The sequence below is a fragment of the Streptomyces sp. NPDC001410 genome, from assembly GCF_042895235.1.
GTDB lineage: Bacteria > Actinomycetota > Actinomycetes > Streptomycetales > Streptomycetaceae > Streptomyces.
In genome coordinates this window covers 156,960-174,675 of record NZ_JBIAWE010000003.1, presented here as the reverse complement: position 1 = coordinate 174,675, position 17,716 = coordinate 156,960, and the positions used below count along the sequence as shown (strand labels likewise).

General features: G+C 71.6%; 17 protein-coding genes and 1 pseudogene. 5 read left to right on the top strand and 13 right to left on the bottom strand.

The annotated features are described in order from the left end of the window. Positions 1-63 precede the first annotated feature (63 nt). Positions 64-624, top strand: coding sequence for a heme-binding protein (locus ACFY3C_RS07405; protein ID WP_386577585.1), 561 nt, complete (start codon positions 64-66; stop codon positions 622-624). Between the two features lie 49 nt (positions 625-673). Then, positions 674-1,144 carry a hypothetical protein gene (locus ACFY3C_RS07400; RefSeq protein ID WP_390770071.1) on the top strand — a complete coding sequence of 157 codons (471 nt, stop codon included), beginning with the start codon at positions 674-676 and terminating at the stop codon, positions 1,142-1,144. 63 nt (positions 1,145-1,207) lie between these two features. Here the strand turns inward: ACFY3C_RS07400 and katG are convergent, their stop codons facing one another. The 5 genes from katG to ACFY3C_RS07375 form a co-directional block, all read right to left on the bottom strand. After that, entirely contained in the window at positions 1,208-3,397 is a 2,190-nt protein-coding gene (katG, locus tag ACFY3C_RS07395; RefSeq protein WP_390770070.1) for a catalase/peroxidase HPI, read from the bottom strand. A gap of 26 nt (positions 3,398-3,423) precedes the next feature. Beyond that, positions 3,424-3,867 carry a Fur family transcriptional regulator gene (locus ACFY3C_RS07390; RefSeq protein ID WP_386577582.1) on the bottom strand — a complete coding sequence of 148 codons (444 nt, stop codon included), beginning with the start codon at positions 3,865-3,867 and terminating at the stop codon, positions 3,424-3,426. 187 nt (positions 3,868-4,054) lie between these two features. Next, positions 4,055-5,170, bottom strand: a complete 1,116-nt coding sequence (locus ACFY3C_RS07385) for an abortive phage infection protein (RefSeq protein WP_390770069.1) — start codon at positions 5,168-5,170, stop codon at positions 4,055-4,057. 146 nt (positions 5,171-5,316) lie between these two features. Then, positions 5,317-5,799 (bottom strand): GNAT family N-acetyltransferase, encoded by a 483-nt coding sequence (locus ACFY3C_RS07380; RefSeq protein ID WP_390770068.1) that lies wholly within the window; start codon positions 5,797-5,799, stop codon positions 5,317-5,319. A gap of 2 nt (positions 5,800-5,801) precedes the next feature. Then, a complete protein-coding gene (locus tag ACFY3C_RS07375) occupies positions 5,802-7,175 on the bottom strand; it encodes a serine hydrolase domain-containing protein (RefSeq protein ID WP_390770067.1) in 1,374 nt (457 codons plus the stop codon). Between the two features lie 106 nt (positions 7,176-7,281). Here ACFY3C_RS07375 and ACFY3C_RS07370 point away from each other — a divergent pair, with 106 nt between their 5' ends. The 3 genes from ACFY3C_RS07370 to ACFY3C_RS07360 all read left to right on the top strand — a co-directional run bounded on the left by ACFY3C_RS07370 (position 7,282) and on the right by ACFY3C_RS07360 (position 10,365). Further along, a complete protein-coding gene (locus tag ACFY3C_RS07370) occupies positions 7,282-7,980 on the top strand; it encodes a TetR/AcrR family transcriptional regulator C-terminal domain-containing protein (RefSeq protein WP_390770066.1) in 699 nt (232 codons plus the stop codon). Positions 7,981-8,037: 57 nt separating this feature from the next. Next, a complete protein-coding gene (locus ACFY3C_RS07365; RefSeq protein ID WP_390770065.1) occupies positions 8,038-8,919 on the top strand; it encodes a hypothetical protein in 882 nt (293 codons plus the stop codon). 255 nt (positions 8,920-9,174) lie between these two features. After that, complete coding sequence (locus ACFY3C_RS07360; RefSeq protein ID WP_390770064.1) at positions 9,175-10,365, top strand: acyltransferase family protein; 1,191 nt, start codon at positions 9,175-9,177, stop codon at positions 10,363-10,365. Between the two features lie 58 nt (positions 10,366-10,423). Here ACFY3C_RS07360 and ACFY3C_RS07355 read toward each other — a convergent pair whose 3' ends face one another. From ACFY3C_RS07355 to ACFY3C_RS07320, 8 genes and pseudogenes are all read right to left on the bottom strand, one after another. Continuing rightward, complete coding sequence (locus tag ACFY3C_RS07355; protein ID WP_386577575.1) at positions 10,424-10,657, bottom strand: chaplin; 234 nt, start codon at positions 10,655-10,657, stop codon at positions 10,424-10,426. Positions 10,658-10,747: 90 nt separating this feature from the next. Further along, a pseudogene (locus ACFY3C_RS07350) lies at positions 10,748-11,566 on the bottom strand (sialidase); the annotation flags it as partial. 234 nt (positions 11,567-11,800) lie between these two features. Next, positions 11,801-12,616 (bottom strand): inositol monophosphatase family protein, encoded by an 816-nt coding sequence (locus ACFY3C_RS07345; protein ID WP_390770063.1) that lies wholly within the window; start codon positions 12,614-12,616, stop codon positions 11,801-11,803. A gap of 50 nt (positions 12,617-12,666) precedes the next feature. Continuing rightward, positions 12,667-14,478, bottom strand: coding sequence for an RICIN domain-containing protein (locus tag ACFY3C_RS07340; protein WP_390770062.1), 1,812 nt, complete (start codon positions 14,476-14,478; stop codon positions 12,667-12,669). Between the two features lie 113 nt (positions 14,479-14,591). Then, the gene (locus tag ACFY3C_RS07335) at positions 14,592-15,767 is read right to left on the bottom strand and encodes an FAD-dependent oxidoreductase (protein ID WP_390770061.1); all 1,176 of its coding nucleotides are present in this window, start codon (positions 15,765-15,767) and stop codon (positions 14,592-14,594) included. Positions 15,768-15,912: 145 nt separating this feature from the next. Continuing rightward, on the bottom strand, positions 15,913-16,614 hold the full coding sequence (locus ACFY3C_RS07330) for an SDR family oxidoreductase (protein WP_390770060.1): 702 nt from the start codon (positions 16,612-16,614) through the stop codon (positions 15,913-15,915). A 79-nt stretch (positions 16,615-16,693) separates the two neighbouring features. After that, positions 16,694-16,978 carry a hypothetical protein gene (locus ACFY3C_RS07325; RefSeq protein WP_390770059.1) on the bottom strand — a complete coding sequence of 95 codons (285 nt, stop codon included), beginning with the start codon at positions 16,976-16,978 and terminating at the stop codon, positions 16,694-16,696. Between the two features lie 72 nt (positions 16,979-17,050). Next, entirely contained in the window at positions 17,051-17,464 is a 414-nt protein-coding gene (locus ACFY3C_RS07320) for a hypothetical protein (RefSeq protein ID WP_390770058.1), read from the bottom strand. Positions 17,465-17,716: the final 252 nt, after the last annotated feature.

Here is a 17,716-nt window from a genome sequence, read left to right as displayed (position 1 = left end):
GGGCCGAGGATCGGTACGGGAGCGACTCCGCCCCCGAATCCGACCGCAGAGAGGTCCTTCGTGATGCCCAGCCGCAAGAAGCCGTCCGGCCGTACCCGCGTCCTCGTCGGCGGCGCCGTCCTCGCCGTCGCCGGTGCCGGTGTCGTCGGTACGGTCGCCGCCAGTGCCGCCGACTCCACGGGTACCGCGCCCGCCGCCGTGTCCGCCCGGAGCGGCAACCTCACCGAGACCACGCACCTGACCCTCGACGCGGCCACGAAGGCGGCGCAGGCCGCGGTGGACGCCGCCGAGAAGGACGGCCGACAGGTGTCGGTGGCCGTCGTCGACCGCAACGGGAACACCCTGGTCACCCTGCGCGGCGACGGTGCCGGACCGCAGTCGTACGAGTCGGCCGAGCGCAAGGCGTTCACCGCGGTGTCCTGGAACGCGCCCACGTCCGAGCTGGCCAAGCGGCTGGAGCAGGCGCCGAACCTCAAGGACATCCCGGGCACGCTGTTCCTCGGGGGCGGTGCCCCGGTGGCCGCCAAGGGTGCCCCGGTCGCGGGCATCGGCGTCGCGGGCGCACCGTCGGGCGACCTGGACGAGCGCTACGCCCAGGCGGGCGTGGCGGCACTGGGCCGCTGACACAGGCCCGGGACACCCGCCGCCGTACGGCGCGGCTAGGGTCCGTCTGGTGAGCGACTACTACGACCTGTTCCTGGCCGTGGATCTCCGGCCGGATCTGCCCGAAGCGTTCCTGCGAGAACTTTCCTGGCTGGCCGGACAGTCCGACCCGCCGCCGGCCTTCGAGTCGGCGGACTGGGCACTCTGGGGCGATCCCTGGCAGGTGCTGGCCGGTGGGGAGGCGAGCCACTCCTTCGACGGGGCGGACACCTCCCTGCTGGTCAGGGCCGAGAACGGGCAGGACGCGGACGGCGGGGTCCCATGGGCCCTGACCGCCCGCGTCTGCATCCACGAGGACGAGTTCGGGGTGCTGATGGAGGTCCTGGAGTGGGTGCTCCGGGAGGCGGTCACGGAGGGCTGGGCGGGGTTCCTGCGCAACTCCGGGACGGAGGAAGTCCAGCACATCGTGCGCTCCCGGGCCGGATTCGACATCGTGAACATGCGCGCGGCCGGCCGGCAGATCCAGGTGTCCTGGGCGTAGGGACGCCGAAGGCGCCCGGGCCGGCCCGTGCGGGGCCGGTCCGGACGCCTTCAGGGGTGTCGGTCAGACGAGGTCGAACCGGTCGAGGTTCATGACCTTGCCGAACGCGGCGGCGAAGTCCTTGGCGAACTTCTCCTTCGCGTCGTCCGCGGCGTAGACCTCGGCGAGCGCGCGCAGCTCGGAGTTCGAGCCGAAGACCAGGTCGGCACGGGTGCCGGTCCACTTGACCTCGCCGGTCGCGTCGTCGCGGCCCTCGAAGGTGGTCTGGTCCTGCGAGGTGGACTTCCACGTCGTGCCCAGGTCGAGCAGGTTGACGAAGAAGTCGTTGGTCAGCTTGCCCGGGGTGTCGGTGAGGACGCCGTACGAGGTCTGCTGGTGGTTGGCGCCGAGGACGCGCAGGCCGCCGACGAGGACGGTCATCTCGGGCGCGCTCAGGCCCAGCAGGTTCGCCTTGTCGAGCAGCAGGTACTCGGCCGGCAGGCGGTTGCCCTTGCCGACGTAGTTGCGGAAGCCGTCGGCGGCGGGCTCCAGCGCGGCGAAGGACTCCGCGTCGGTGTGCTCCGCCGTGGCGTCCACCCGGCCCGGTGTGAAGGGCACCTCGACGTCGTGACCGGCGTCCTTGGCGGCCTTCTCCACGGCGGCGACGCCGCCGAGGACGATCAGGTCGGCCACGGAGACCTTCTTGGCGCCGGAGTTGAACTCCGCCTGGATGCCCTCCAGGACGCGCAGCACCTGCGCGAGCTGGTCGGGCTCGTTGACCTCCCAGCCGGCCTGCGGCTGCAGGCGGATGCGGGCGCCGTTGGCACCGCCGCGCTTGTCGCTGTTGCGGAACGTCGAGGCCGACGCCCACGCGGTGGACACCAGCTGGGACACGGACAGGCCCGAGTCGAGCAGCTTGGCCTTCAGGGCAGCGACGTCGGCGGCGTCGATGACCTCACCCTCGGCCTGCGGCAGCGGGTCCTGCCACAGCAGGGTCTCCTCCGGGACCTCCGGGCCGAGGTACAGCGACTTCGGGCCCATGTCACGGTGGGTCAGCTTGTACCAGGCGCGGGCGAAGGCGTCCGCGAACTCCTCCGGGTTCTCGTAGAAGCGACGCGAGATCTGCTCGTAGATCGGGTCGAACTTCAGCGAGAGGTCGGTGGTGAGCATCGTCGGCAGGTGCGTCTTCGACGCGTCGTGCGCGTCGGGGATGATCGCCTCGGCGTTCTTCGCCACCCACTGGTTGGCGCCGGCCGGGCTCTGCGTGAGCTCGTACTCGTACTCGAAGAGGTTCTTGAAGAAGCCGTTGCCCCACTGGGTCGGCGTGGCGGTCCAGGTGACCTCCAGGCCGGACGTGATCGCGTCGCCGCCCTTGCCGGTGCCGTAGGTGCTCGCCCAGCCCAGGCCCTGCTGCTCGATCGGGGCGGCCTCGGGCTCGGGGCCGACGTTCTCGGCCGGGCCGGCGCCGTGGGTCTTGCCGAAGGTGTGACCACCGGCGATGAGGGCGACGGTCTCCTCGTCGTTCATCGCCATGCGGCGGAAGGTCTCACGGATGTCGCGGGCCGCGGCGATCGGGTCCGGGTTGCCGTTCGGGCCCTCCGGGTTGACGTAGATCAGGCCCATCTGGACCGCGCCGAGCGGGTTCTCCAGCTCGCGGTCGCCGGTGTAGCGCTGGTCGTCGAGCCAGATCTGCTCGGGACCCCAGTAGACGTCCTCCTCCGACTCCCACACGTCCGCACGGCCACCGCCGAAGCCGAAGGTCTTGAAGCCCATCGACTCCAGCGCCACGTTGCCGGCGAGGATCATGAGGTCGGCCCAGGACAGGCTCTTGCCGTACTTCTTCTTCACCGGCCACAGCAGACGGCGGGCCTTGTCGAGGTTGCCGTTGTCCGGCCAGCTGTTGAGGGGAGCGAAACGCTGCTGGCCGGCGCCGGCGCCACCACGGCCGTCACTGATGCGGTAGGTGCCCGCGCTGTGCCAGGCCATACGGATCATCAGCGGGCCGTAGTTGCCGAAGTCGGCGGGCCACCAGTCCTGGGAGTCGGTGAGCACCTCGGCGATGTCCCGCTTCACGGCGGGGAGGTCGAGGTTCTTGAAGGCCTCGGCGTAGTCGAACTCCTCACCGAGCGGGTTGGCCACGGCGGGGTTCTTGGCAAGGATCTTCAGGTTGAGCCGCTCCGGCCACCACTGGCGGTTCCCGCCGCCCTGGGTCGGGTGCGCGGCACGGTCGTGCGCGACCGGGCACTTCGCCTCGGCAGGGGTGTTCTCGGACATGGAGGAATCCTTCCGAACTGAGGGGTTCACGGTGCTGCGGTAGCGGCGCTGGAACAGTCGGGGCACAGGCCCCAGTAGATGACCTCGGCCTCGTCGATCGAAAAGCCGCGGTCGTCGGCCGCCGTAAGACAGGGGGCGTGACCGACCGCGCAGTCGACGTCTACGACGACGCCGCACGACCGGCACACGAGGTGGTGGTGGTTGTCCCCGACGCGTCCCTCGAACCGGGCCGGGCTGCCGGGCGGTTCGATACGGCGTACGAGTCCGGCCGCGGTGAGCGCGTGGAGCGCCTCGTACACGGCCTGGACGGAGATGTGGCCCACCCGGTCGCGTACGCCGGACGTGATCGCCTCGACATCGAGGTGATCGCCGTGGCGCACGGTCTCGAGCAGGGCGACACGCGCGGCCGTCACCCGCAGGCCGGCACCGCGTAGCTCCTCGGCGGTGGTCGGAGTCTGGGATGCGGTCATGACCCCGAACCTACCCTCATAAACACGAAAGATTCAAGAAAACGAATGATGCAATTCTGGCCACGTGTCGTCGGCCGGAGTCCGACCGACCGGCACCGACGCATCATCCGGCCGCGAGTCCGGGGCGGCCGCGCGCCGAGCCGAGGGGTCACCCGAACGGGTCGGCGCGCGGTTCCGGGCCTGCGCGTCAGCCGCGGGACGCCTCGCTCGCGTACCGGCGGGCCAGGGCGTGGAAGGCCGCCTTGGGTTCCCAGTGCCGGGGGGAGGCGGGGTCGAACGGGCGGTCCTCGAGGGTCTTGGTGATGGCACAGGTCGCCAGGTCAAGGTCGTGCCGGGGGTCGCCGGGGCGGTGCGGGGCGTCCAGGGCCACGAACTCGAAGGCCATCGCGGCGTACAGGTTCAGCGAGGAGAAGACGTCGAGGAGCCGCATGAGGTAGTCGGCCTGGGTGCGCTCACTGCGGACCAGGTGGCCCTTGATCCGCTTGTCCTGGTCGATGATGTTCCAGCCCATGCCCCGGGTCTCGGGCGCGCCGACGTAGGCGTAGGTGCCGAACTCGGTGATCGCCAGCGGTTTGCCCCAGCGCAGGTACCTGCGCAGCTCCCGTACGTAGTCGGCGCGGCGCGGGAAGTACGAGTAGTAGTCGATGCCGATGATGTCGAAGAGCCGCCAGTCGACCGTGTCCTCCTGGGCGGCCGCGTAGCTGAGCCGGCCGTGGAAGACGGAGCGGCCGACCACGGCCGCCTTGGCCGTGAAGCGGTCCAGCTGGCGTTGCATCCTGACGGGGTCGACCTTGCCGTCCAGCAGGTTCTGGATGCGTTCGAAGACGTTGTCGCCCGGGACGATGCCGGGCACGAACAGCCAGAACTCGCAGCCCACGCTGAGGTCGACGCTCGCGCCCTGCCGGCGCAGCCGCTCCGCGGACCGGCCGGTCTCGGCGAGGTGGTCCAGGATGTCCCGTTCGGGGACGTCACCGAGGGTCGGCTGCAGCCAGACGTGCATGCCCCGCTCTGCGGCCTCCGCGGCGGTGGCCGTGAGCCGCTCCACGCCGTCCCCGGTGACGTCCACGGTGTCCGCGTGCAGCTGGTCGCGGATGGCGCGGATGTCCTTGCGCATCCGGGCCGTGCGGAAGCCGGTGGCCGGCGTCTCGCCCTTGCCGACGGTGTAGACGACACCCCGGTGGCGCAGTCCCTGCCGCCGCTGCCCCGCGTGGGCCGAGCCTGCGGTGAGCGCCGTCGCGGCGAGCCCGGCGGACGCCATCCCGGCGAGGAACTGTGCGCGGTTGATTCCTTGCTTCTTCTCCATACGGCCACCCTGTCGGGCGCGCACCCGCCGGCGCCGTCCCCCGATGGTCTACGACGAGGGGCCGAAGGGAGCGGATCGTTTGGCGAAAGTCGCGCCGGGCGTCGCGAGTCGGCGGCGAGTGGCCCGGCTGTTCGCGGAGAAGGTGGTCAAGGACGGCGGCTACCGGGGCTGAGGTGCGGGAGCCGGAGCCGGAAGACCATGCGGTCGACGCCCGGGCCGTCGTGGTCGCGGACGGGGCCGGCGACCGTGAAGCCCATCGCGGTGTGGAAGGCGATGGAGCGCTCGTTCTGCGGAGAGGTGATCGCCCTCACCTCGGTGCGGTGCTCGGCCGCTGCCATGTCGAAGAACCGCTCGTACAGGCCACGGGCCAGCCCTTCCCCGCGGGCTCGTGGTGCCACTCCCACGAAGTGGATGTACGCGGCATCGGGCACCGACGGGGACATCAGCCCGACCAGGAACCCGGCCAGGCCGTCGCCGTCCTCGGCGACCAGGCTCGTGCGGTGGAAGTGGTCCAGGAACAGCCGGGGCAGAACCGAGCGGATCGGTCGCTGCCACCACTCGTCCACCACCGCGACGATGCGGTCGTAGTCCTCGGGCTCGGCCTGCCGGACGTGCGCGCTCCGCTTCATGATCACGCGTCCTTGACCCGGCCGAAGAGCCGGCCGGCCAGGTCGACGCCGATGACCGTGCCGTCGCCGTTCAGGGTGAAGAAGCCGCGCTGCCCCTTCAGACCGCCCTCGGTGATGATGTACTCGTGCCCGTCGCCCGGCAGGAAGCCCATGGCGGCCGGCGGGTAGTCCGGGGGCATCTCGGTCTGCGAGGCCGCACGGATCTCCGGCTTGATCCCGACCGCGAGCGTGATCCCGGACCCGTCGGTGGCGATGTCCAGGTTCATGGCGTCGATCTCGTACCGGCCGGCGACCGCCCGGGCCTGCGCCGCGTCGTACGGGACCGGCTCCGGATCCCGCTCCACCACGCCGAGGTGGTGCTCCAGGGCCCAGCCGGCGACGGCCTGGTTGAACTGGTAGCCGTCCGGACCCGCGTTGGCCAGGGAGACGACGGCGAAGTTCCGTTCGGGCACGAGGAGCAGCTCGGCGAACTGACCGTTGCCCGAGCCGCCGTGGCCGATCGTGCGGACACCGTCCACCCCGCGCAGGAACCAGCAGATCCCGAAGCCGTCCCCGAGCGTGCTGCCACGCAGCTCGACCGTCTGCGTCCGCATGGCTCGCAGGGCCTCGGCGGACAGCACACCGTCTCCGGTACCGAGGTGGAAGCGGGCCCAGCGCAGCAGGTCGGCGGCGCAGGACACCATGCCGCCGCCCGGGTTGTTGCCGCGCGCACCCGCCTTGAAGGCCTTCCACGGCCGCGCGGGCCGCAGGGCCCCGTCCTCGTCGCGGTTGTACCCCACGGCGAACGGCCGGATCATGACGTCGTCCAGGTCGAAGAACGTGTCCGACAGCCCCAGCGGCTCCAGGACCAGTGCGGCCACGGCCTGCTCGAAGTCCTGGCCCGTGACCTTCTCGATCACCCGCCCGGCCAGGTTGTACCCGGCCTGGCTGTACGAGGCCCGGGCGCCGGGCGGCGCGATCATCGCCAACTCGGCCATCTTGTCGACGAACGCGGCCAGCGAGGTGTCGTCCCCGTCGGCGTCGATCAGGTTCCAGTCGAGCCCCGCGGTGTGGTTGAGCAGGTTCAGCACGGTGATCCGTTCCGCGGCCGACTCGTCGACGAGCTTCAGCTCAGGAACGTACCGGCGCACCGGCGCGGTCAGCTCCACCTTGCCCTGCTCCGCCAGGCGCATGAGCGCGGTCGCGGTGACGGTCTTGGTGACGGACGCGACCGGGAACAGCGTCCTCTCGTCGACGGGCAGCGGCTGACCCACGCTGGTCACGCCGTGGGAGACATACACCTCCTGACCGTCCATCAGCACCCCGACGGACACACCGGGAATGCCGAACTCCTTGGCCCTCGCCGCTACGAACTCCGACAGCGCATCCTGCGACATCGTCACCTTCTCCCCGTGACTTGAACTTAGTGCAATGGAGCCTAGACGGCTTCCTGAACTAAGTGCAAGAGGGCGACTTGAACTAAGTTCACCTACACTTGCGGCCATGCCGCGAGACACCCTGACCGCAGACCAGATCGTCCGTGCCGCCATCGAGTTGCTGGACGAGGGCGGACTGGACGGGCTCAACATGCGCAGCCTGGGGCAGCGGCTCGGCTCGGCCGCGACCGCGATCTACTGGCACATCAAGACCAAGGACGACCTGGTCAGGCTTGCCGGGGACGCGATCTGGGACGAGGTCGAGCTGCCCGAGCTCGACGCCACCGACTGGCGGACGGCCGCCGTCGCCACGGCGGCCGGCATGCACGCGATGCTCCTGCGACACCCGTGGCTCGGCCAGGCGTTCGGCAGCCATCTGCTGTACGGCCCCCACAAGTCCCGCTACGACGACCACACCCTCGCCCTCTACGAGAAGGCAGGCTTCAGCGCCACAGAGGCCGACCGGGCGGCCGCCACGGTGTTCGTCTTCGTCCTCGGCAGCGCCTTGGGCTCGGCCGCGCAGGTCTCCCTCACCCGCCGCCTGAACAGGGGCGGCGGGGACGCCGAGGAGCAGCTGGCGGCCGCCATGACCCAGGCCGGCGAGATCGCGATGCGCTTCCCGCGGTTGCGCGAGCGCCTCGGCACACAGGCCGCCACCGATTACTCGGCGGCACCCGAGGACACCTTCGCGTTCGGCCTCCGAAGCATCCTCGACGGCTTCGAGGCCCATCTCACCGACCGCAAGAACGGCGCATACAGCGCATAAAGCCCACCAGGTGGGAGACTCGGAGTCCGTCACGGGGGGCGTTCGAGAGGGACGCCGGTGGATCTCGACGCCGTCGCCGATGAGCTGTACGGGCTGCGGCCGGAGGAGTTCGTCGCCGCCCGCGACCGGTATGCCGCGCAGGCCCGTACGTCCGGCGAGCAGGACCTCGCCAGGGAGATCGCCGCGTTGCGGCGCCCGAGTCTGGCCGCGTGGGCCGGCAATCTCCTGGTCCGCGGACTGCCCGACGAGGTCCAGCCGCTGCTCGTGCTCGGTGAGGAGCTGCGGCGGGCGCATCGCGAACTGGACGGTCCGCAGCTGCGCCTGCTCGCTCGCAGACAGCGTGAGGTGATCGGTGCGCTCGGGCGCCAGGCGCGGCGGCTGGCCGCCGAGGCGGGTCATCCGGTCGGCGAGGGCGTTCAGCGCGAGGTCGAGGAGACCCTGCACGCCGTCCTCGCCGACCCGGAGGCCGCCCGGGAGTGGGCGGCGGGCCGCCTGGTGAAGCCGCTCGGCGCCGCGATCGGGTTCCCGGAGGCCGACGAGGCTGCCGTCGGGCGCCGCTCCGCGCCCACGCCGAAGCCGGAGCCGAGGCCGAAGGCGATGCGACGCGGCGGTGGCGAGCAGCGCCGCCGGCAGCTCGCCGAGGCCCGGGCGGAGGCCCGGGACGCCGAGCGTGAGCTGCGTGCCCTGCGGGCGGAGGCGGCGGACGCTGAAGCGAAGGCGGAGGACGCCGCCCGGCGGTCGGCCGAGGCGGAGGAGCGGCTGCGGGAGCTGCGGGAGAAGGCGCGGCGCGTCCAGGAGGAGCAGGGGCGGGCCCGCGCCGACGAGCAGAGCGCCCGTGAGCGTGCGCTGAGGGCCGACCGGGACGTCCGCGAGGCCGGGCGCCGCGCCCGGGCAGCGGCCGCGCGGGTCGAACGACTGGCCGAGGACGCCGAGGAGTAGCAGTCGTACGGCACCGGCTGGAACTCGCCCCGCAAGGCGACGAGTTCACCGTGAACCCGCACCGCCCGCAGCGATCGACGCGAGGGACCGGGGCGTTCACTCGTAAGGGTGCACCAGGTCCGGCCGTCCGTGGCATACCGCGGGTTCCGTCGTTCGGCAGCAGTGTGATGTTTGCAACTCGATGTGATGGAGAGGGGGCGAACGGGCAACGCTCCCCTTCATGCCCCACGCGAACCTCCTGCGGCAGGTGATTGGATGAGCACGGCGACGACCCGGGCGCCCCGGACGCCGCCCGTACGAACCGACGCGTCCCCGGCCTCGGCGAGATCCTCCCCGCCCGCCGCCATGTCCTCCTTGCCGTCCCTCACCGGGCTGCGCTGGGTCGCGGCGCTGCTGGTGTTCGGGCTGCACGTGAACAACTTCGGCTACTTCGGAGGCGGCGCCGGTCGCATCGTGACCTGGGCGTTCGGGGCCGGCGCGACGGGCGTGTCGTTCTTCTTCGTGCTGTCGGGTTTCGTGCTCACCTGGTCCGCGCGGCCACGTGACCGTGCGTTCGCCTTCTGGCGGCGGCGCATCGCGCGGATCTACCCGGTGCACCTGGTCACCCTGGCCGTCGCGTTCGTCATGACGTACACGCTGGCCCATCAGGCGAAGCCGACGCCCAGGCAGGCGCTGGCCAACGTCTTCCTGCTGCACTCCTGGTGGCGTCCCTGGTGGCAGACGCTGAACCCGGTCAGCTGGTCGCTGGCCTGCGAGGCGTTCTTCTACGCGGCCTTCCCGCTGCTGATCCTGCTGCTGCGCCGGCTGGGCGCACGGGGCGCGACGGCACTCGGCGGACTGTCGGTCGTGGCGGTACTGGTCCTGGCCTGGGCGGACGCACACCACTGGATGGACGAGTCGATCTACTCCCTGCCCGCCGCCCGGCTGCCGGAGTTCGTCCTGGGCGCCGTCACGGCCCGGCTGGTGCTGCTCGGCCGCTGGCGCGGCCCCGGCCTCGAGGCCTCGCTGGCCCTCGCGATCATCGGCTACTTCCTGGTCCCGCAGGTCACGCCCGGCTACTCCGCCACCGTCTGCACCATCGCCGGGTTCACTCTCCTCATCCCGGCCGCGGCGGTCGCGGATGTGCACGGGCTGCCCTCGCTGTGGCGGCACCGGCGGATGGTGCGGCTGGGGGAACTGTCGTTCGCCTTCTACATGATCCACCTGCTGGTCCTGCGGGCGGGCACCAATCTGCTCGGTACGAAGCCGCACTTCGGGGTCCTGGCGGGCCTGGCGGTCACCACCGCCGCCTTCGCCCTCGCCCTCGGACTGTCCTGGCTCCTGTACGAGGCGGTGGAACGCCCGGCGAGACGCCTGCTGCTGCGCCGCCGACGGACCGGTACCGGGTCCGCTCCACAACGGGACGCTGCGCCCGCCAGGCGTGAGGCTCCGGCGGCGCGTGACTGAACCGGTCCGGACAGCCGTGCGCCGGCCCCCAGGGGAGGGACCGGCGCACGGGATGGTGTCAGCCGTTGGTGCAGTAGTTGGCGAAGGCCGGGTCCAGCAGCGCGATGATGTCGATGGTGTTGCCGCACACGTTGGCGTCGAGGTCCAGCGGGATCTGGATGACGTTGCCGGAGACGACGCCAGGGCTGTCGGTGGCGACGCCGACCGGGTCCGGGTCGGCCGCGTAGGCGGCCGTCGTGCCGGCCAGGGCAAGGGCACCCGCGAGAACTGCTGTGGTAACAAAGCTGCGCATACGCATGAGTTGCCTCACTGGTTGAGGTAGGGACCCTTCCATCTCAGCGGCAGCGGACGGCGGCCGCCTGCTCTGGTACGCCGTTCGGGACTACGGGAACTGAGTGACCTTGGAGGGGACGGTGTCCGTGCCCGAGGTGGGGGCTCCCGTGGTGTTGACGACGTGGGCGTACTGGCCCTTGCCGCCGAGGGAGATCACCAGCAGGTCGTGCATCTTGATGCCTGCCGCGGTCGGGACCTGGAAGCCGTGGGCCTGGACGATCGAGGGATCGGCCGTGTAGTTGCAGTAGCTGCCCAGCCCCCATGCCTCGTGCGTGGTGACGGAGTCCGCGACCTTGTAGGCCGCGTAGCCGACGATGCCGTCGTGGGTGATGGCGGCGGCGTTCGGGGCGTCGTACGCCTTCTCGTTCTGGAAGAAGATCGTCCGGCCGCGTTCTCCGTTCCAGTACACGTCGTACTTGTTGAAGTGCTCGACGAACAGGCCGGTGGCGAGGACGTCGTCGCCGTTGACGCGCAGGCCGTAGTCGGCGCGGTTGGTGTCCCAGCCGACGCCGCTGCCGTGGTCGGCGCGCCAGTTCCAGGTGTGGTCGATGATGACGTCGTCGCTGTTGACCACCACCGAGTTGGTGGCGAGGCCGGGTCCGGCGCCGCCGATGCGGACGAACACGTCCTGCATGGTGGTGGGGTTGGCGGAGTGGTCGGCGGTGGAACCGGGGGTGCCGATCCGCAGGAGGGTGTCGGAGTTGACGGGGCCCGCGTCGATCAGGAATCCGGCCAGCTTGACTCCGTCGACGTCGGCCACGTGCATCGCGTCGATGCCGTTGTCCGGGACGAGGGTGGCCAGGCCGAGGCCGAGGACGACGGTGTTGGCGCGGGTGATGTCGATGGTCCGGTCGAGGTGGTAGACGCCCGTGACAGCGGGGTGTCGACCGCGGCGGCCGGTGGATGGGTGGTGGGCAGGGCGATCAGCGCTGCCGTGGCGGCGAGCACGATGCCCAGGGATCTCAGTTTCATGTGGCGGCTCCATGCGGCTGCGGAGGTCAAGAAGCTGACCCCATGGCTTAGTTCATGTTTTGATTTAAGTGGTGAGGCAACTGGGCGGCACGCCTTCGGAAGTCGAAACCTCCGAAGGCGTGCCGGGTCGCTACGCCTGCTGCCGCAGCTGGTTCCCGACCATCTCCAGCAGTGCGGCGTGCGTCTCCGGGTCGGCGGCCACGATCAGCCCGCCCGCGCCGGTGTGCAGGGGCTGGCCGTGGATGCCGGTGACCGTGCAGCCGGCGGCCCGGCACAGGGCGATGCCGGCGGAGAAGTGCACGCTGTCGCGCAGGTCGCCGTCGGTGACGTAGGCGGCCCGGCGACCGGCGGCCACCCAGGCGACCGCGAGGGTCGTGGAGACCACCCGGGGCCGGAACCGCCGCACGAACCCCGGGTCGGCCAGGAGGCGGGCCGCCTGGAAGCCGGGGGCGTTGGGGAACGGCGGGTCGAGATTGACGTCCACCAGCTGAGAGTCGGGCGAGGGCGCCAACTCCTCGTCCCTGCAGTCGCTTCGGACCCGGGCCCGCTGCCCGTCGGTCCAGAACACCTCGCCGTTGAACGGGTCGGCCGTCGCAGCCGCCGTGATCTCGTCGCCCGCCCGCAGGGCCACGTTCACCCCCACCAGCATGTTCCGCACGGCGTAGTTGAGGGTGCCGCACAGCGGGTCGACGAGCCAGCGGCGCCGCGCCGCCTCGGCACCGGTGCTGCCGCTCTCCTCCCCCGTGACGGCGTCGTCGGGCCGCGCGTCGCGCAGCACCTCCAGAATGGCCTTCTCCGCCGCGAGGTCGGCCGCCGTCGCGAAGTCGCCGGCGGACTTCTCGAAGCGGGCGAGGGATTCCCCGTACATGTCGCGTACCACGTCCGCGCCCGCCTGGGCGGCCGCCAGGGCCAGGTGGGCGTCGGACTCCCCGTTGTCGATCAGCATGCGAGCAGGATAGGTCCGGGGCCCGCCGGGTCGGCGGGCCCCGGAGTCGATCACCGTGTGCGGGCCGGTCCGGTCGGGGTGAGGGACAGGGTCTGTTCGGCCGCGGTGCGGCCGCCGCCGACGGAACTGCCGCTCGTGTCCGTCCAGTTGCGTGCCGGAGTGGTCTCGGCGCGTCGGCCGGAGGTCCCGGACAGGGCGAGGACGAGGCCGCTGTAGCGGTTGACGAGACGGTAGCCGCCGTCATCGCAGGCGCAGCGGATCAGGAACCACTGCTGGCCGACGGTCGGCCCGCCGGCCGGTGCCGCGGTGACGGTCGGCCGGGCGCCCCAGGCGCGGCCGGCGGTGGCGGCGGAGTCGACGCCCAGCAGACGGCCACTGGCGGCGTTGGCGAGGGTGAAGGCGCCGTCGCCGGTGGGGGTGAAGGTCCACGACTCGCGGGCGGAGCCGGTGGGGGACGCGACGGATGTCGTGCCGGCGCCGCCGGAACTCTGGGCGAGGACCCGGCCCGTGCCGCCGGAGATGCGGTAGCGGCGGGTGGTGTCCACCGGTGGCGCGGCGGCCCGGTCGGAGTCGATGGTGACGTCGACGTACTCGCCGGAGGAGTCGTGGGAGCAGCCGAAGGAGCAGTACGAGCGGAAGGTCCTGCCGACGACGGCGGAGCTGGTCCGGTTGGCAGGGTCGAGGAACCAGCGGTACCAGGACGCGTTGGTGTAGCCGCCGGTGTCGCCGATGAGGCGCCACTTCTGGGAGGCCAGGTCGTCGGTGGCGTAGAAGTACTGCGGTGAGTCGCCGCTCTGGTCGACGGCCTGCGGTTCGCCGATGTACAGGCCGAGGTGGGCGTCGTAGGCGATGTTCATGACGAACAGCGGCGAGGTCGGGGGCATCTTGCCGGCCGCGATCTGCTCGGCGGCGGTCCCGGTGTTGGCCGGGTCGTACTCGTCGGAGACGGGGGTGTAGCCGGTGGGGTGGTCGGCGTCGACGGGCACGATGTTGCTCTCCCGGCCGCCGGTGCCGGGCTGGGACCAGGAGCCGTCGTACCACTTGCGCCAGGAGCCGGGCGCCATCTTCGCGGAGATCGGGGCGCGGGCCACGTGTTCGTAGAAGGCCTTCCAGCCGCCCTTCTTGTCCACGATCCGGGAGCCGTAATAGACGTAGAAGTACCCGGAGGCGGTGTCCGCGTAGAGGCGCTGGTCGCCGTCGCCGTAGGAGTACGTCTGGTTCGGGAAGGCCGTCGAGTCCCCACGCTGCGTGCTGTACGGAGAGGTCAGGACGTGGTCCTTGATGGTCCAGGTGCGGCCCCGGTCGGTGGAGACGGCGTAGTCGATGGCGTCGTAGTGCAGTCCGTCCCCGAAGGGCTGCGGGGTGAACTCGTTGTGCACCAGGCCGTACCAGTCACCGGTGTCGGGGTCGACCCACACCCCGGACAGGTCGCAGTAGTTCTTCTGGGCGTAGCCGGAGCCGCTCGGGGCGTATGTCGCCTCACGGCCGGTCGGGCTGTTGTTGCAGCGCCAGGTGGTGTCGTCGTTGCGGTCGGCGGAGTTGGCCGGATCGACGGCCTTGCTCAGCGCCTTGTCGAAGGTGGCGGTGTCGAAGTCCTTGCCGGTGTAGAAGTCCCAGGTGCGCGGGTCCTTGGCGCCGTAGAGGGCGGCGGACTGTTGGTAGTGGAACGTGCCGTCCTTGTCGGTGTACGGGGTGGCGGGGGTGTCCGTGGGGTGGGTGAACGGCACCGGTGTCCCGACGCTCACGGTGTAACTCGCGTCGAGGGACGGGGGCGCGGCGGACGCCGGGGCCGGTGTGCCGCCGCCCAGCGTCAGGGCGGCGGCCGCGGCCAGGGCGCCGCCTGCTCTGCTCAACAGTCGCACGGGTGCTCCTTGTTGCCGAAGGGCCGGTTGCACCGGAACGATCCGGGCCCGGTGGTTGCTCCGGCAATGGACTCCCATGCTCCGCCTCTTGCACTTTCGCGGCGGAGTGCTGCTCAGCGCTGCCCCTCGACGCCGGCCGGGAGCGGTGTCTCCCAGGCCAGTTGGCGGATCAGCGCGTCATCGACACGTTTGGCGCCGGGCGCCGCGGAACCGGCGCGTGAGGGGGTGTGGGTGCCGCGGGAGATGCCGCCGCTGACGGTGATGTTGTGCTCGACGCGCGGGCGGCGGTGCTGCTCGTAGACGGCGAACGCGGTGCGTGGGTCGGGGGTGTCGCGCAGGGCCTTGGCGAGGACGACGGCGTCCTCGAGCGCCATCGAGGCGCCCTGCCCGGTGGCCGGGGAGGCCGCGTGGGCCGCGTCGCCGATGAGGAGGACCCGGCCCAGGTGCCAGGGGGTGCCGAGCGGCATCTCGGCGGCGTTGACGACCATCATGCGGTCGGCGCTCGCCTCGACGATGTCGCCGGCCGGGCCGGCGTCCTCGCGCAGCAGGGCGAGCAGTTCCTCGCGCCGGCCGCCGGCCGCGCGGTGGGCGGGAGGGCCGGCGGGCAGCGGGTCGCCGGCGACGCGGGCGAACCAGTACGTCTCCCCCGCCGGCGAGACCGCGTACCCGAAGGCGGATCTGCTGCCGCGCACCATGGTGATGGCGCCGGTGTCCTCGGCCGCGGGACTGCCGTCCGTGTAGCCGTAGAAGACGCGCTGGCCCGCGTACCGGGGCTGAGCCGCGAGGGCCGCGACACGGCCGCGCACGGCCGAGTTGAGGCCGTCCGCGCCGATCAGCAGGTCTCCGGTGGCGGTGCTGCCGTCCGCGAAGTGCGCGGTGACGCCGTCGGGGCCGTCGTCCACGGACACCAGGCGGGCGCCGTGGACGACGGCCATGCCGCGCCGGGCCGCCTCCGCCTGCAGGGCCGCGTTCAGCTCGCCGCGGCGCAGACAGCGGTAGCGCAGGGCGGGGTCGTGCGTCCCGGCGAGGGGGGCGTGTGTCACCTCGGTGCCCGTGCCGTCGAGCAGACGCAGCGAAGTCAGCGGAAAACCGACGGCCGTGACGGCGTCCGTGGCGTCGAGCTGGGCCAGGGCACGCATGCCGTTCGTCGCCAGGGTCAGGAAGGCGCCGATGTCCTCGGCGGTGTCGGGGTGCGCCTCGAAGAGGGCGACGTCGTGTCCGGCCTTCTGCAGGCCCAGCGCGGCCGCCGTGCCCGCGATGCCGCCGCCGATCACCAGTGTGCGTGCCATCGGATCCACCCCACCGTCCCGTTCCGGTACCTCGGCCGGTGGCACAGGTACGCCATGGACGGCGGGGCGGGCAAGAACGAGGTGTCACATCCGGACGCGCCCGGGGCCTGACCTGGGCCACACCCCAACGGCCCGGACTCCGGGCTTACTTGGCGAACTGCTGGTACATCGACGCGAGGTCCTGCGAGAGGACCGACTTGACCCAGCGGGTGGTGTCGTCGCCGAGCACCTCGTGCGCTCCCGACTCGATGCCGTCGAGGGCGGCCGCCGCGATGTCGTGGGCATTCGCCTTCGGGGCGTCGATTCCGGCCGTCATGTCGGTGTCCACGAACGCCATGTGAAGGCCCGTCACCTGGATGCCGCGGGACTGGAGTTCCAGGCGCAGGCTGTTGGTCTGCGACCACAGGGCGGCCTTGGTGGAGCTGTAGCTGCTGCCGTCGGCGAGCCAGGACAGCGCGGAGTGGACGTTCAGGATGTGGCCGCCGCCGTTGCGCTCGATGACCGGCACGAAGGCGCGGGTGAGCAGCAGCGGGCCGTAGTAGTTGATCTCGAACTCGCGGCGGACGTCCTCCAGCGGCGAGGTGAGCACCCGGGCGCCGGTCGAGATACCGGCGTTGTTGATCAGCACGGTCACGTCCGGCGCCTGCTCGGCCAGGGCCGCCACCGAGGCGGGGTCGGTGACCTCCAGGGGCAGTGCGACGGCGTCGGGGTGGGTGATGGTGCGCGGGTCGCGGGCGGTGGCGTACACCTTCCCGGCTCCCCGCTCGTACAGCTCTTCGACGAGGGCCTTTCCGATGCCCCGGCTGCCACCGGTGACGAGGACGACGGAGTTCTTGAGTGCGGTCACGGCAGTCTCCAGACAGGTGAAACCGATCGGTTTCCAGCATCGTAAACCGATCGGTTTCCATGCTCAAGGCGAGGGTGACTCAGGCGTGCGGGGTGAGCGGCTCCCCGGTCAGGTCCGACAGGAGCCGGGCGGCGGTCACCGTGGGGTCGTCCTTGTGGGCGTGCCGGCGGTCGAAGGCCTCGGCCGCGGCTTCGGCGAAGGTGCCGCCGGGCAGTCCGGTGTCCCGCCAGGCCCGGGCGATCTCCCGCATCTCCGGCTCCCGGCGCGGGCCCGGCACTCGCCAGGTGTTCCGGCCGCGCCGGCGGGGTGCCGGGCAGCAGGTGGTCCGCCAGGTCCAGCAGGTCGTCCAGCACACCGTGGCCATGGCCGTCGGCGAGGGCGCAGGCCCGGGCGGCCAGGGCGTACGAGATCTTGTTGCAGGCGGCGAAGGCCGGCTTCAGCGCGGACGCCCGCCCGAGGGGCCGTCCAGCGCGACCGGGGTGAGCAGCGTGCCGAGGAGCAGCGCCGAGACCTCCTCGACGGCTGCCGCGCCTCCCGAGAGGTAGAGCCTGGTCCGCCCCGCCGCACGGGGAGGCGGGCCGGTGATTCCGCCGTCCACCACGGTGACCGCGCCGCCCCGGAAGAGGGCGCCGGTCTCTGCCGCCGCCCGGGGGCTGATCGCGTCGGCGTCGACGTGGATCCCTTCAAAGCCGGTGGCCGCGATCTGCCGGGCCACGTCGAGCGCGGCGGCCAAAGGACACACGCTCAGGACGACGCCGCACGTCCCCGCCGGCTCCGCCAGGCTGCCGACGGGGCGCAGCCCGGCCTCGGCGGCCCGCTCCCGGGTGGCCGCCGAGCGCCCTTCCGGCACCCACCACAACTTGCTCCCGCAATCACGGCCTGCGCCGCCACGCCCGCACCCATGGCGCAGGGGTGCACGATCCCCACGTCTCGCCCAATCATGCCGGGACCCCAACACCCCCACAGCGCTTCACTTTTCTTCAAAGCTCGACGAAAACCACCACCCGCATGTAGCGATCATGACAAACACGGGTACGCATGCCCGTATGGCGTTACGTCGATCACGATCGGGACGAACCAGGTTCGCGGCGGTCATCGCCGC